This window comes from Rhizobium sp. AN73, assembly GCF_030757975.1.
GTDB classification, from domain to species: Bacteria; Pseudomonadota; Alphaproteobacteria; order Rhizobiales; family Rhizobiaceae; genus Agrobacterium; species Agrobacterium arsenijevicii.
Map to the genome: position 1 here is coordinate 2784063 of NZ_JARWME010000002.1, position 13704 is coordinate 2797766.

The following is a 13704-nucleotide window of genomic DNA, read 5'->3' on the forward strand; positions in this document are numbered from 1 at the left end:
ATATTCTTGAGCTAGAACCTCAACGCAGGGGGCATATGACAATGCCCCCCTTTCGCATTTGCAAAAAAAAGGTTATGAGCGCGCCAAACTAAATTGGCGCATCTCACGACGGTAGCGCCCAACCTCAGAGATTTTGAACAATGGCAATTCGCAACATCGCGATCATCGCGCACGTTGACCATGGAAAAACGACGCTCGTTGACGAGCTTCTGAAGCAGTCCGGTTCGTTCCGCGATAACCAGCGCGTTGCAGAACGTGTGATGGATAGCAACGACCTCGAAAAGGAACGCGGCATCACCATTCTCGCCAAGGCGACCTCGGTGGAGTGGAAGGGTGTTCGTATCAACATCGTCGACACCCCCGGCCACGCCGACTTCGGCGGTGAAGTTGAGCGTATCCTGTCGATGGTGGATGGCGCGATCGTTCTGGTCGATAGTTCCGAAGGCCCGATGCCGCAGACGAAGTTCGTCGTCAGCAAGGCGCTGAAGGTTGGTCTTCGCCCGATCGTTGCGATCAACAAGATCGACCGTCCGGATGGCCGCCATGAAGAAGTCATCAACGAAGTCTTCGACCTTTTCGCGAACCTCGACGCCACCGACGAGCAGCTCGACTTCCCGATCCTTTACGGTTCCGGCCGTGACGGCTGGATGAATGTCAACCCGGAAGGTCCGAAGGATCAGGGTCTTGCGCCGTTGCTCGATTTGGTTCTCGAACATGTTCCGGAGCCCACGGTCGAAGAAGGTCCGTTCCGTCTGATCGGCACGATCCTCGAAGCCAACCCTTTCCTGGGCCGTATCATCACCGGCCGCATCGCCTCCGGTTCGATCAAGCCGAACCAGGCGGTGAAGGTGCTTGGCCAGGACGGCAAGACGATCGAAACCGGTCGTATTTCCAAGATTCTCGCCTTCCGCGGCATCGAGCGCACCGCGATCGATGAGGCCCATGCGGGTGACATCGTCGCCATCGCCGGTCTTTCCAAGGGCACTGTTGCCGACACCTTCTGTGATCCTTCCGTCACCGAAGCGATGACCGCGCAGCCGATCGACCCGCCGACCGTTACCATGTCGTTCATCGTTAACGACAGCCCGCTTGCTGGCACCGAAGGCGACAAGGTCACGAGCCGCGTCATCCGCGACCGTCTGTTCAAGGAAGCCGAAGGCAACGTCGCGCTGAAGATCGAAGAGGCTGAAGGCAAGGATCTCGTTCTTTGTTTCCGGCCGTGGCGAATTGCAGCTGGCAGTTCTGATCGAAACCATGCGTCGTGAAGGCTTCGAACTTGCCGTTTCGCGTCCGCGCGTTGTTATGCACAAGGATGACAACGGCACCCTGCTGGAGCCGATCGAAGAAGTCGTGATCGACGTCGATGACGAGCATTCCGGTGTCGTCGTTCAGAAGATGTCCGAGCGCAAGGCTGAAATGGCCGAGCTTCGCCCTTCCGGTGGCAATCGCGTTCGTCTGAAGTTCTACGCACCGACCCGCGGCCTGATCGGCTACCAGTCGGAACTGCTGACCGACACGCGCGGTACGGCGATCATGAACCGTCTGTTCCATGATTATCAGCCCTTCAAGGGCCAGATCGCCGGTCGCGTCAACGGCGTCCTGCTGTCGAACGGTTCGGGCGAAGCCGTCGCCTACGCCATGTTCAACCTTGAAGATCGCGGCCCGATGATCATCGAGCCGGGTGAAAAGGTCTATGCAGGCATGATCATCGGCATTCACACTCGCGACAACGATCTCGAAGTGAACGTGCTGAAGGGTAAGCAGCTGACCAACATCCGCGCCGCCGGCAAGGACGAAGCCGTCAAGCTGACGCCGCCGATCCGCATGACGCTCGATCGCGCTCTTTCCTGGATCCAGGAAGACGAGCTGATGGAAGTCACGCCGAAGTCCATCCGTTTGCGCAAGATGTTCCTCGACGCCAACGATCGCAAGCGTTTCGAAAAGTCGAAGCTCGCAGTCTGATTGCTGCTTCCTGTCAAGAATTTTAAAGAACCCGGCCTCGAGCCGGGTTTTTTATGCGCATGTTTTTATTTGCGCGTGAGTCGAAAGACTCTTGTGTCAAAGGTTAAGGATGCGTTAATTTTTCCTGGTCGTCCACATGAATAGGCTGTGGGTAAGCTTGCTGACGTTAACCTTTATGGCTGGCAAGTTTTCACGGTCGGGGCCAGAATCGCGTTATGAAAACGTTATCCATAGATGTTCGCCGAGCCGAACCACAAGACGCGCGCGCCATATCCGAGGCGCACCGTCTGTCGTGGCAACAGGCCTATGCCGGGCTGATCCCGCATCGCCCGTTGACGCAGATGCTGGAGCGTCGTGGCGAGATCTGGTGGAAGAAGGCGACCCGGGGTTCCGCGACCATGTTGGTGGTGGAGGTGAAAGGCGTGGTTGCCGGATATGCGACCCTTGGCTTAAGCCGGGCGCGCGGGCTGCCGCATGATGGCGAGATTTACGAGCTTTATCTCCGTCCGGAATATCAGGGCATCGGGCTTGGCTCTGTGCTGTTCACGGAAGCCCGTCGGCTGCTGACCTCGCTCGGCTGCAACGGTATCGTCGTCTGGTGCCTCGAGGACAGTGACGTCGCCAATCGGTTTTTCCGTTCACATGGCGGCCGGGATATCGCCGAGGGCATGGAAGATTTCGGCGGCAAGTCATTGCGCAAGATCGGTTTCGTCTGGAACTGACCAGGGAGCCGGGTGATTCCACGCCGGTTTCATTTTTTCGGCCGGCCATGCGCAATTGCAATACCCTCAAATCCGGCATTCTGCCTTATCCGCCTAAAGCCATGTTGCAATGCGGCGACTTTCCCAGTATCGAAAACCAAATCCAACCCGCCGAATGAGGGAAGCGAATGCGTATTGATGCAATTTCCATAGGCAAGAATCCGCCGGAAGACGTAAATGTTATCGTTGAAGTGCCGGTTGGCGGCCAGCCGATCAAGTACGAGATGGACAAGGACGCCGGTGCGCTGATCGTCGATCGCTTCCTCTACACGCCGATGACCTATCCGGGTAACTATGGCTTCGTGCCGCACACGCTGTCCGATGATGGCGACCCGATCGACGTTCTCATCTGCAACACCCGTCCGCTGGTTCCCGGCTGCGTGATCAACGTTCGTCCCATCGGCGTGATGATCATGGAAGACGATGGCGGCAAGGACGAGAAGATCCTCGCCGTGCCGGTTCCGAAGCTGACGCGCCGTTACGACAAGGTTCACAACTACACGGACCTGCCGGAAATCACGCTGAAGCAGATCGAGCACTTCTTCGAGCACTACAAGGATCTGGAACCCGGCAAGTGGGTGAAGATGGGCGGCTGGCAGAATGTCGACGTCGCCAAGAAGCTGATCGTCGAAGCCATCGAGCGCTACAAGACGCAGGGCTGATTTCAGCCCGGTGCTTCAGACTTCCAGCTTTTGAAAAAGCTCTTTGAAATCCTCCGGGTCGGTATCGATCCGGAGGATTTTTTTACGTGCCGTTTCGCCTGAAACAAAGGTGATGGAAGATTTGGGCAGGCCGAGTTTTTTCGCCAGCAAAACAATCAGCGCCTTGTTCGCCTTGCCGCCTTCGGGCACCGCGCTGACGCGGGCTTTCAAATGGGCATTTCCGTCCGCATCCTGCTCCACGCCGTCAATCGCATCCCGCCCGCCATTCGGCGTAAGGCGAACGGACAGGCGTATGTGATCGCCGTGTTTTTGCCAGACGCCGCTCAAGCGAACATGGGATAGAGCGTATTCCACATGAACGAGCGGATGAAGAAGATGATCAGCAGCAGGATGATCGGCGAAATGTCGATGCCGCCGAGATTGGGCAGAATGCGACGGATGGGGCGCAGAGCCGGTTCTGTGACATTGACCAGAAAGCTGCCGATGGCGTTCACGAACTGGTTGCGGGAGTTGATGACGTTGAAGGCATAAAGCCAGGAAAAAATAGCGCTGGCAATCAGCACCCACGTATAGAGGTTCAAAGCCAGATCGATGGTCTGAAACAGGGCAAGCATCAATATCTCCGTATCTTGATTGCAAGACATTTAGACATTCGCTGGTGAACCGGCAAGTGTCGCGCCGGATCGTAATGATCTTTGGGCTGATCGACATCAGATCATCACGATCTGGAGCATAGGTTGCGGCGGGATTTCAAACGAAAACCGCTCACTGTTTTCGCCATCCCGCTAAGGAGGGCTGGCGATTCCCGTCATATCCCTCTATTGCAAAGTTCTCATATGTCTCGAGAGTACCCAGCCGATGTCCCTGCCTTCCGCCGAAAACCGCTTCGGTGCATTCCGGCATAGTTCCTATCGCCGTTTTTTCAGCGCCCGGTTTTTTTCGGCCTTCGCCATCCAGATCGTCAGCGTTTCCGTCGGCTGGCAGATGTACGAGGTCACCGGCAATGCCTTTTATCTCGGCTTGATCGGTCTTTTCCAGTTTCTGCCGTCGCTGCTTTTGATCCTCGTCACCGGAACTGTCGCGGACAGGCACAATCGCCGGCGTATCATGTCCATATGCCTTCTGATCGCCGCCGGCTGCGCCGCAGCCCTGCTTGGCTTGACGCTGGCACACAGCTTTTCTCCCTGGCCGGTCTTTGCCATTCTCGTCGTCTTTGGCATTGAGCGGGCATTCATGGGGCCGGCGGTTCAGTCGCTTGCACCCAATCTCGTGCCCGTCGAGGATTTGCCGAACGCGATTGCCTGGAATTCCTCTTCCTGGCAAATGGCGTCCATTCTCGGCCCCGTGGGTGGCGGCCTGCTTTACGGTATCGGCGCTTCCGTGGCCTATAGCGTGGCGCTCGTGCTGTTCATCGTTTCAGCGATGCTGGCAGTGACGATCCGCAAGCCGGAGCAGCGTGGCCCGGCGAAAGCGATCAGTCTCGAGACCATGCTGGCCGGGTTCAAATTCATCTCGCAGGAAAAAGTCGTTCTCGGTGCCATTTCGCTCGATCTTTTTGCCGTGTTGCTGGGCGGCGCTGTCGCTCTGATGCCGATTTTTGCCAAGGAAGTGCTGACGCTTGGGCCATGGGGTCTAGGGCTTCTGCGCGCGGCACCCGGTATTGGGGCCATCACCGTTGCGATCATTCTGGCGTTCAAACCCATCCGCCACCATGCGGGCCTGCTGATGTTCGTCGGTGTTGGAATTTTCGGCATTTCCACCGTGGTGTTCGGGCTTTCTCAAACCGCTTGGGTGTCCATTGCCGCACTGGTGGTCATGGGTGCATCGGACATGGTGTCCGTTTATGTGCGCGAAACGCTGATTGCGCTCTGGACGCCGGATGAGGTGCGCGGGCGCGTGAATGCGGTCAACATGGTGTTTGTCGGAGCTTCCAACGAGCTGGGTGAGTTCCGTGCCGGCACCATGGCCCATGTCGTGGGCGCTGTGCCGGCAGTCGTCATTGGCGGGGCGGGCACACTTGCGGTCGCCGTCATCTGGGCGCTGGGTTTTTCAAAGTTGCGCAAGATCGACAATCTCGACGCGCCGCGCTGAAGGTTGCGGGCGTCAGCGCTGCGCTTTGCCTTCGAAAACCAGATCGAGAAAATTGCCAAGCCATGATCGGAGCGGCGTGTCGAACAACATGCGCCCCTCCAGATGCTGGCTGCCCACCTGCGCATTGGGCATGCCGAAACGCTGCGCGCCACGCACCACCCAGCTGTGCATCATGGCGCGGGTCAACTCGGCGTGAAACTGCAGACCCCAGGCATTTTTTCCGTAGCGATATGCCTGATTGGGATAGGTCTCGCCCGCCGCCAAAAGCTCGGCACCTCGCGGCAGCTCGAAGCCCTCGCGGTGGAAATGATAGACCATCTTCGGCCAATGCGGCATCAAAAGCCGCCCGTGTTCGGTCGCATGCAGCGGGTACCAGCCGATCTCCACCTTGCCTTCCCTGTCGGCCTCGACTTTGCCACCCAGATGTTTGGACAGCATTTGTGCGCCGAGACAGATGCCGAGAAAGGGCTTGTTTTCCTTTAGCGGCACTTTCAGCCAGTCAATTTCAGCTTTGACGTAATCATGGGGGTCATTGGCGCTCATCGGCCCGCCGAAGATGATGGCACCGGCATGTTTTTCCAGTGTTTGCGGCAGGTCGTCGCCAAGTGCCGGGCGCCTTATATCCAGACGATAACCTTTTTCCACCAGCATCTGGCCGACGCGGCCGGGTGTGGAACGTTCCTGATGCAGGACGACGAGCAGTGAGGGTTGTTTTCTCTGTTGCCTGGAAGGGTCAAACAGCATCGTCTTCGTTTTCGCTTTCTTCAGCGGGTCCGGACCTTGTGGCGGCCCGCTGACGTTGCAGAACCCTGTCGCGCACGGAAACACCCAGAAGATCGGCGATACGCCAAATCACATGGTCTTCCATCTCGCTTCGTTCGCCGTCAGCGTAAACAATATCCCATAATATGCCAATAAGCTCCACGCGCTGCTCTTCATCGAGATGGCGGCGGATATCGGTGGTGAAGCGGTAATAATCGACAGCTTCCTTGCCAGCCTCCTGGCCGGCGGCAAGAAGCGCCTCCAGCTTGCCGGCGTCTAGATGGTAGTAATCGTGGAGGATTTCGCGAAGGCGGTCACGCTCGCTTTTGGAGACCGTACCGTCCGCTTCCATCACCTGAAAGCAGAGGGCGGCCACCGCCACCCTCAGATCATCAGAGCTGAATTCATCCGTATGCTGGCCGACGAGATTCTGAATAAACGACTGTATTTGGTTGAACATCTATCGCCTGTCAGAAGAGTTTAAGCCGGGTTTTGGGTTCTGCTTCCGCGCCGGGTTTCTTGACGCCGGGATCATCCGGCGCACCGCCGAAAAACGGCACGGGTTCCGTCTTCACATCCGCTGGGTCGGCTTCCACCGGTACTTCGATCGTGACCGGTTTTTTCTCCTTCGGTGCGGATACGACCGGCTTGACCTCGATTGGCGCGGGCGGTGCGGATTTCACGACTACAATTGGCTCAGGTGCTGCTTCGACAACAATCGGGGCCGGAGCCGGTTCGGCCCTTGCGGGTGCCGCGGCAATCGCGTTCTCGATCGTCAGATCCTCGACGGGGCCTTCCAGCTGCCCGAATGGCGCTTTCCATTCGAAGGCATCGAGACGGCCGGTAATGGGCGAAACCGGAAGCCATTTTTCCGAAGCGATGCCATCGGCCACCCAGACGGGATCGCGCGGTGCGCGCAGCGCCTGCGCCATCCAGTAGCGCACCCGTCCCTGATCACCGGTTTCGGCTTGTTCGATATCGGCCATCAGCAGGAAGATGCTTTCGCGCGGCTCGATCCGGGCGGCGGCTTCCGCCTTGGTCCGCGCCTTGGCGAATTCCTTGGCGTCGAGTGCGGCATGCGCCACGGCAAACAGGGATTCGATGTTGTTGGGCTTCAGGCTTTCAAGCCGTTCGGCGCGTTTCAGTCGATCGATTGCCGTATCGCCACTGCGCGCCCGCACATAAAGGTCGGCGATCTGCGGATGGGGATCGTTCTTCCAGACCGGTTCCAGAACCGATGCGGCCTTGCGCAGATTGTCTTCGCGCAGATAGGATTTTGCTGCGATCAGTGCTGCGGGCACCAGGTTTTTCGCAAGCTTGAGGGCGTGTTTGGCATCCTCTCGCGCACCCACCGGGTCGCTTTCCAGCTTTTCGCCGGCCTTTGCGGTGAGAAGTACCGCTTTCAGCCGCTCCGCCTCACCGCGCTGGATGACGCCTGCTGCCTTCTGCTGGTCGAGCAGGCGGATGGCGTCGTCCCATTCACCGTTGCGGCAGCGGGTTTCCAGCGTTGCCTGCGCCGCCCAGGGCAAATAAGGGGCTTTTTCGGCAGCGTCCTCGGCATATTGCTGGGCCGCTTCATAGGCGCCCTGACGACGGGCCTCAATGTAAAGGCCACGAAGGCCAAGCTCGCGGGTTTCAGGGTCGCGGGCCATCGCTTCGAACTTGCGCCGAGCCTCGTCATATTTGCCTTCGATGAGATCCGCCTGCGCATCGAGAAGATGGATCAGCGGCTCCTGATCGGCGCTGAGCAATCCTTGCGTGCGGGCTGTCATCTTGCGGGCGAGAATGGCGTTGCCCGCGCCGGCGGCGATGAGGCCAGTGGAGAGCGCCTGATAACCACGGTCGCGCTTGCGGGCGCGAAAATAACGCCGGGCAGCGTTGGGCGATGTCCATATGGCATTGACGATCCACCAGACCAGCATGACGGCGGCAACCAGTGCCGCAACGATGGAGGCGGCGACCATCAGGCTCATTTCGATCAGCTGGCCTTGCCAGACGATGGAAAGTACGCCGGGCCTGTCCGCCAGCCAGGAAAAACCGAAACCGAGCGCCAGAACGATAACGGCGAAAGTCAGAATTCTGGTCATGCCCTTACCCCTGCTTGCCGGTGCTGGTGATAGCGCGGGTCAACGTGCCTCCCACCAGGTTTTCGACCTCGATGCGTGCATCCAGAGATTTTTTATAGTCGGCGGATGCTGTCTTGGCGGCCTCGGGAAGCCCATTCCATTCAAGCGCCGCACCCTGCAGATCACCATTGCGCAGCTTGTTTTCCATGCGCGCGATCATGGCGTCGGGGGTCTCGCCTTCGATATTTCCGACCGGGCGAACCTTCACCAGCGAAAAGGCGCTTTCCGTCAGGCGCTCCATGATGCCCTGATTGGGATCGGGCTGGTTGACAGCCGATAACATCGCATTGGCGACATCAGGGAATTTCTGCATCAGCTCCGAACGCGAAGGCACACCGGTTGCGGCGAAGGATTGCAACGACGCGATGGCCGGATCGTCGGAAGTGACTTTCGAGAGCGTATCGAGTTCGGTCAGGAACGGTCCGCCGCGATCGATCGCCGCCTTGAGCGCAGCGGATGCGATGGCGCGGGCGACTTCGATATCGTCACGCGGTTCGTTGATCTTGGTTTCCGCGTCGGTAAGGCGACGCGTCAGATCCGCCGTGGCTGAAGCCTGTGCAGATCGCTCCGACTTGAGAGCGGATTCCAGCGCAGTTATTTTTTCCGCAAGCGCATCCACCTGCGGGGCCTCACCCTTTGTGCCCTCAAGGGTCGCGATGCGCTGTTCCAGCGCCGACGTGTCTCCACCTGGCGTCGGCAGGTTGGCCAGTTGCTGGCGCAGGCTGCCGAGATCGGTTTTCAGTGCCGCGATCTCATCGCTTCCGGTCTTGCCCACATTAAATGACGGCAGGATACCGGCATATTGCATGCTGCCGGCGGCAGCCAGCGCCACGAGGCCGCCGACGATGCCCGCTGCGATCAGGCCGGAGGTTGCAGCCTGTTTGCGTTCGGCCTCCTGCGGTGTGGATGGCTTGACCGGTCCCGATGGCGAAGCGCCGGTCGAGGGCCTCGCACTGGCGGTAGCGCTTCCGGACGCGGAAGAAGACGATGATGATGATGTGGAAGCAAAAGTCGCGGGCTTTGCGCCTGCTGCGGTTGCAGAAGCGGCGCTGGTACCGATGGTGCCTGTCGTAGGCTTTGCATCGGCTTTTGGCGAAACGGGGGTTGGTGAAGCGGCCTCTGGCTGCTTGCCCGCAGGCTTTTCCGCCTGCGTCTTGTCGGCTGCGGGCTCCACCTTGTGAACGTTTGGTTCAGGCTCCATGGGCGTCTTGCGCGGCTGATCCCAGACAGGGGCGGGATTTCCTGTTTCGGCGGCTGCGGGTTTGTGATCTGTGTCCGGCTGAGCCGCTGCTGCCAGCGGCGTTTCGCTTGGCTTGTCGTCAGTCTTGGCAGCATCCACGTCGGCGGAAATTGCTTTCACGTCTTTTGCGTCCAGGTCGATGGTGACCGGTTCGGCTTTGGACTTGGAGTGGCGTGGCGGCTTTTCCGATACCATGACAACCTCATTTCTGCCTGCAATAGTCTAAACCTAGTCAGTGACGGCGGCAAAGGAAAGAGGCGAGCCTGAATTAGGTTCCAGACCTGCGGTGAAGAAGTTCAAACATCGCAGCTTCGCTGGGCTCTTCGGCGGCCACTGCGTTTGCGCGGAAGATTTCCGGAACCAGCGAAAGCACGTTGCGGCTGATACAGACGAATTGCGTGGAGGCCAGCACCGCAGCATATTTTTCCCCCGATGCACGGCGGAAAAATGCCCGCGCCGCTTCCGACGAATAGAGCAGCACCACTTCGGCGGTCTTCTCCACTAGCGCTGTTGCGACCATATTTTCCGAAAGATCTGACGGTTGCATTTCGTAGCAATCGACTGTTCGGAAGGGGATCCCTGCAGCGGCAAGTCCGTCCTCGAACACGACACCGCGCGGCGTGCCGGCGAGATAGAGCAGGGGTTCTTCGTTCGTCACGAAAGAGCGATGCTCCGCGACCAGCCCGGACAGGGATTCGGCATCGCCGGCGGCGGTGAAGATGTTCTCGAAGCCGATTGTTTCTGCCGCCTCCGCCGTTGCCTCGCCAACGGCGAAGAGCGGTTTTGACAGATGGGATGCAAGCCGGTCGCGGAAGGTTTCCAGCGCCCGTAGCGCTTCGGCGCTTGTCACGGCGATGGCCGATAGTGGCTCCGATAGCGCCGAGATGGCGCGCTCGCCGTGGTGGACGGGATGAAACAGGGGAAGAAACACCGGCTCGTGGCCGAGGGCCTTTAGCTTTGCGGCCGTCTTTTCGCCCGATCGAAGCGGCCGGGTGACGACGATCCGCATCGGCTCAGCTCCAGCCATCGAAGAAGTTGCTGCCCGCTTTGGCGCGCACCTCTTCACCGGCCTTGCGGCCCAACGCTTCGGCGTCTCTGCGGAGGCCGGATATCTCGACGCCGTGGCTCGTCTGGCCATCGGGCGTGAGGATCAGGCCGGAAAAATGCAGTTCCTCTCCGTGGCAGGTGGCGTAGCCGGCAATCGGGGTACGACAGGAGCCGTCTAGCACTGCCAGAAAGGCGCGCTCGCAGGTAACGGCATCATAGGTGGGCCTGTCGTTTATGGGGGCCAGCAGCTCGTCCATGCGTGTGTCGCCGATGCGGCTTTCCACGCAGATGGCGCCCTGCGCCGGGGCAGGCGGGAATTCCTTCGGATCGAGAATTTCCGTCGGCACATTTTCCTTGCCGAGCCTCTTCAGGCCGGCGAAGGCGAGAAGCGTTGCATCCGCGTGACCTTCCTCGAGCTTGCGCAGACGGGTGTCGACCAGACCGCGGAAAACGATGACGCTCAGATCCGGCCGCAGGCGGCGGATCAGTGCCTGACGACGTAGAGATGCGGAGCCGACCACGGCGCCGTGTGGCAGTTCCAGAAGCTTGGGTGCTGTGCGGCCGATGAAGGCGTCGCGCGCATCCTCGCGTGGCAGGAAGGCGGAAAGATGCAGGCCCTCGGGCAGAACGGTCGGCATGTCCTTGGAGGAATGCACGGCAATATCGAGTTCGCCGGAAAGCAGCTGGCTCTCCAGTTCCTCCGTGAACAGGCCCTTGCCGCCGATCTCCGATAAAGCGCGATCGGTTATCCGGTCACCCTTGGTGGACAGGACGACGATTTCGAACATTTCTTCCGGCAGACCATGTGCCGCCATCAGCCGGTTACGCGTCTCGTAAGCCTGTGCGAGCGCCAGAGGGCTGCCGCGTGTGCCGATTCGGAAAGGTTTTGTTTGCATCCGCGTCTATCCATTGTTACCGGAGTTGTCTTAGACCAACTGTGCGCATGATCGCAATGAACGAACAGAATTGATGACCCCCTTTCTTCGTATCCTCGGCATAGAGACAAGCTGTGACGAAACCGCTGCATCCATTGTGGTTCGGCATGCGGACGGCCATGGCGAGATCGTGTCCGACGTCGTTTTGTCGCAGCTTGAAGAACACAGCGCCTATGGCGGCGTGGTGCCCGAAATCGCTGCCCGCGCCCATGTCGAAGCGTTGGACACGCTGGTGGAAGAAGCGCTGGAGCAGGCGGGTGTCACCCTTGCGGATGTCGATGCCATCGCGGCCACATCCGGCCCCGGTCTCATCGGCGGTCTGCTGGTGGGCCTGATGACGGGTAAGGCGATTGCAATGGCGGCAGACAAGCCGCTTTACGCCATCAATCATCTGGAAGGCCATGCGCTGACGGCGCGGCTGACCGACGGTCTTTCTTTCCCATATCTCATGCTGCTGGTGTCCGGCGGCCACACACAGCTGGTGCTGGTGCGTGGCGTGGGTGAATACGAGCGCTGGGGCACCACCATCGATGACGCGCTGGGGGAAGCTTTCGACAAGACCGCGAAGCTTCTGGGGTTGCCCTATCCCGGTGGGCCTGCCGTTGAAAAGGCGGCAGCGAATGGCAATCCGGACCGATTTGCGCTGCCGCGCCCGATGGTTGGTGAGGTCAGGCTCGATTTTTCCTTCTCCGGTCTGAAAACGGCAGTTCGGCAGGCCGCAACTGCCATCGCGCCACTTTCGGAGCAGGATATTGCCGACATTTGTGCCTCCTTCCAGAAGGCCGTGTCGCGCACCCTGAAAGACCGCATCGGCCGTGGCCTTGCCCGCTTTAAGGAAGAATTTCCGCATATCGAGACGGAGCGGGCTTTGGTCGTGGCTGGTGGTGTCGCCGCCAATCAGGAAATCCGGCAGACCTTGCACGCACTTTGTGATGCGCACGGGTTCCGCTTTGTCGCACCGCCGCACCGGCTCTGCACCGATAATGCCGCGATGATCGCCTGGGCTGGGCTGGAGCGCATGGCTTGCGGCAGGGAACCCGATGCGCTGGAGATTGCGCCGCGTTCGCGCTGGCCGCTTGATGGCAGCGCGGAGACATTGATCGGTTTCGGCAAAAGGGGAGCCAAGGCCTGATGCAGCGGGAGAAAATCGTCGTTATCGGCGCTGGCGCCTTTGGAACCGCGCTCGCCGTCGTCATCGCGCTGGAGAACCGGCACGATGTGACCTTGCTTGGCCGCGATGCATCCCTGATGGCCGATCTCAAGAATGATCGCTTCCACGAGGCGGCGCTGCCGGGTATCGACCTGCCGGATGCACTTGAATTTTCCGCCGAACCGGATGTGCTGGCCGGTGCCGGTATCGTTTTATTCGCCATGCCCTCGCAGTCCCATGCGGATGCGGCTCGCCATTACCGTCCTTATCTGGCTAATGATTGCGTGGTCGTCACCTGTGCCAAGGGTATCGACCGGGTTTCCGGGCGTCTGCTGACGGAACTGCTGGAAGCGGAACTGCCGCATCATCCGATTGCGGTTCTCTCTGGCCCGGGTTTCGCTGCGGATATCGCGAGCGGATTGCCGACGGCGATGGCGATTGCGGCGGAAGACGTGGCGATTGCCGAGCGGCTTGCGACCACGATTTCCGGCAGAACCTTCAGGCTTTATGCCTCGACCGACCGAATTGGCGTGCAGCTTGGCGGTGCGCTGAAGAATGTTCTCGCCATTGCCGCGGGCATTGTCGAAGGCGCAGGCCTTGGCGATTCCGCCCGGGCGGCGCTGATTTCGCGCGGTCTTGCCGAAATGTCGCGTCTGGTCGTCGCCATGGGCGGCAAGGCCGATACGGTGCGCGGTCTTTCCGGCCTTGGCGATCTGGTGTTGACAGCGACCAGCCACCAGTCGCGAAACCTGCGTTTCGGCATCGCGCTTGGCCGGGGCGAGGGTAAGGACATGTCCGGCGGGCTGGTGGAGGGCGCTTTTGCGGCGGCCGTCGCTGCCCGGCTCGGCGAGCATTACGCTGTCGACATGCCCGTCACCGAGGCGGTGGCGGCCATCATCGACGGCAATCTGGACGTGGCGAGCGCCATGCAACAATTGATGACACGGCCCATCACCACGGAATGAGGG

The 13704-nt window shown here is 59.8% G+C and carries 13 protein-coding genes and 1 pseudogene; 6 read left to right on the plus strand and 8 right to left on the minus strand.

The window, feature by feature from the left end; genetic code table 11:
* Positions 1–140: 140 nt before the first annotated feature.
* From typA to ppa, 3 genes and pseudogenes are all read left to right on the plus strand, one after another.
* Positions 141–1962: pseudogene (typA, locus tag RBH10_RS23505) on the plus strand (translational GTPase TypA).
* A gap of 215 nt (positions 1963–2177) precedes the next feature.
* Entirely contained in the window at positions 2178–2684 is a 507-nt protein-coding gene (locus RBH10_RS23510) for a GNAT family N-acetyltransferase (RefSeq protein ID WP_045021252.1), read from the plus strand.
* A 167-nt stretch (positions 2685–2851) separates the two neighbouring features.
* On the plus strand, positions 2852–3385 hold the full coding sequence (gene ppa / locus RBH10_RS23515; protein WP_045019588.1) for an inorganic diphosphatase: 534 nt from the start codon (positions 2852–2854) through the stop codon (positions 3383–3385).
* Between the two features lie 15 nt (positions 3386–3400).
* On the opposite strand, the gene RBH10_RS23520 is transcribed toward ppa, so the two are convergent.
* On the minus strand, positions 3401–3712 hold the full coding sequence (locus RBH10_RS23520) for a DUF167 domain-containing protein (RefSeq protein WP_045021249.1): 312 nt from the start codon (positions 3710–3712) through the stop codon (positions 3401–3403).
* Positions 3709–3999 carry a YggT family protein gene (locus tag RBH10_RS23525; RefSeq protein WP_045021246.1) on the minus strand — a complete coding sequence of 97 codons (291 nt, stop codon included), beginning with the start codon at positions 3997–3999 and terminating at the stop codon, positions 3709–3711. Before RBH10_RS23525 ends, RBH10_RS23520 begins: the two co-directional genes overlap by 4 nt.
* Before the next feature lie 244 nt (positions 4000–4243).
* On the opposite strand from RBH10_RS23525, the gene RBH10_RS23530 reads away from it, so the two are divergent.
* Positions 4244–5476 (plus strand): MFS transporter, encoded by a 1233-nt coding sequence (locus RBH10_RS23530; RefSeq protein ID WP_281038241.1) that lies wholly within the window; start codon positions 4244–4246, stop codon positions 5474–5476.
* Between the two features lie 12 nt (positions 5477–5488).
* On the opposite strand, the gene RBH10_RS23535 is transcribed toward RBH10_RS23530, so the two are convergent.
* The 6 genes from RBH10_RS23535 to hemC form a co-directional block, all read right to left on the minus strand.
* Positions 5489–6220, minus strand: coding sequence for a glutamine amidotransferase (locus tag RBH10_RS23535; RefSeq protein ID WP_281038240.1), 732 nt, complete (start codon positions 6218–6220; stop codon positions 5489–5491).
* Positions 6210–6698 (minus strand): TerB family tellurite resistance protein, encoded by a 489-nt coding sequence (locus RBH10_RS23540; protein WP_281038239.1) that lies wholly within the window; start codon positions 6696–6698, stop codon positions 6210–6212. Before RBH10_RS23540 ends, RBH10_RS23535 begins: the two co-directional genes overlap by 11 nt.
* A 10-nt stretch (positions 6699–6708) precedes the next feature.
* Complete coding sequence (locus tag RBH10_RS23545; RefSeq protein WP_281038238.1) at positions 6709–8325, minus strand: heme biosynthesis protein HemY; 1617 nt, start codon at positions 8323–8325, stop codon at positions 6709–6711.
* 4 nt (positions 8326–8329) lie between these two features.
* A complete protein-coding gene (locus RBH10_RS23550; protein ID WP_281038237.1) occupies positions 8330–9799 on the minus strand; it encodes a COG4223 family protein in 1470 nt (489 codons plus the stop codon).
* Between the two features lie 73 nt (positions 9800–9872).
* The gene (locus RBH10_RS23555) at positions 9873–10613 is read right to left on the minus strand and encodes a uroporphyrinogen-III synthase (protein ID WP_281038236.1); all 741 of its coding nucleotides are present in this window, start codon (positions 10611–10613) and stop codon (positions 9873–9875) included.
* Between the two features lie 4 nt (positions 10614–10617).
* Positions 10618–11547, minus strand: coding sequence for a hydroxymethylbilane synthase (gene hemC, locus RBH10_RS23560; RefSeq protein ID WP_281038235.1), 930 nt, complete (start codon positions 11545–11547; stop codon positions 10618–10620).
* 73 nt (positions 11548–11620) lie between these two features.
* Here hemC and tsaD point away from each other — a divergent pair, with 73 nt between their 5' ends.
* Positions 11621–12718 carry a tRNA (adenosine(37)-N6)-threonylcarbamoyltransferase complex transferase subunit TsaD gene (gene tsaD / locus RBH10_RS23565; protein ID WP_281038234.1) on the plus strand — a complete coding sequence of 366 codons (1098 nt, stop codon included), beginning with the start codon at positions 11621–11623 and terminating at the stop codon, positions 12716–12718.
* Positions 12718–13701 carry an NAD(P)H-dependent glycerol-3-phosphate dehydrogenase gene (locus RBH10_RS23570; protein WP_281038233.1) on the plus strand — a complete coding sequence of 328 codons (984 nt, stop codon included), beginning with the start codon at positions 12718–12720 and terminating at the stop codon, positions 13699–13701. The genes tsaD and RBH10_RS23570 overlap by 1 nt, the downstream gene beginning before the upstream one ends.
* Positions 13702–13704: the final 3 nt, after the last annotated feature.